This window comes from Streptomyces sp. NPDC016640 (assembly GCF_043076215.1).
In the GTDB taxonomy this organism is placed as follows: Bacteria; Actinomycetota; Actinomycetes; order Streptomycetales; family Streptomycetaceae; genus Streptomyces.
In genome coordinates this window covers 400,313-400,904 of record NZ_JBIBRG010000008.1, presented here as the reverse complement: position 1 = coordinate 400,904, position 592 = coordinate 400,313, and the positions used below count along the sequence as shown (strand labels likewise).

At 67.2% G+C, this 592-nt stretch carries 1 rRNA gene and 1 pseudogene; one reads left to right on the top strand and one right to left on the bottom strand.

Features of this window, described 5'->3' with window-relative positions:
- Positions 1–91: ribosomal RNA gene (gene rrf / locus ACF07S_RS19705) — 5S ribosomal RNA — on the top strand; the annotation flags it as partial.
- An 85-nt stretch (positions 92–176) separates the two neighbouring features.
- On the opposite strand, the pseudogene ACF07S_RS19700 reads toward rrf, so the two are convergent.
- Positions 177–592 (bottom strand): annotated as a pseudogene (locus ACF07S_RS19700) (hypothetical protein); the annotation flags it as partial.

The following is a 592-nucleotide window of genomic DNA, read 5'->3' as shown; positions in this document are numbered from 1 at the left end:
GCCCGGTTACATTCCGAACCCGGAAGCTAAGCCTTACAGCGCCGATGGTACTGCAGGGGGGACCCTGTGGGAGAGTAGGACGCCGCCGAACAATCTTTGGAAGGACCCTTGGTCCCAGCGTTCAGCTGGGACCAAGGGTCCTTTTTTATTTATGCTTGTAGTGCCGAAGACAGGAGTCACCGATGTCCACCAACTCTCCCGACGAGCGACCGGAGCGCGACCAGCGGCGACGGGACAGTGGTGACCGTTCCGACCGTGGCGGCCAGCGCGATGCTCCGCGTCGCGACAATGACCGTGACCGCGGATTCCGACGCGACGACCGCTCCGAGGGCCGGCCGGAACGCGGTGGCTTCCGCGGACGGGACGACAACCGCAGTGGCGAGCGCGGTGGTTACCGTGGTCGCGACGATGACCGGGGTCACGGCCGGCGGGATGATCGACGCGATGAGCGACGGGGCGACGACCGGGGTGGTGACCGCGGCGGATTTCGTGGCCGCGACGACCGCAGCGATCGGGGTGACCGGGGCGACCGTGGTGGTTTCCGGCGGGATGACTCCCGTGGTGGGGACCGTGGCGGTTTCCGTCGGGATGA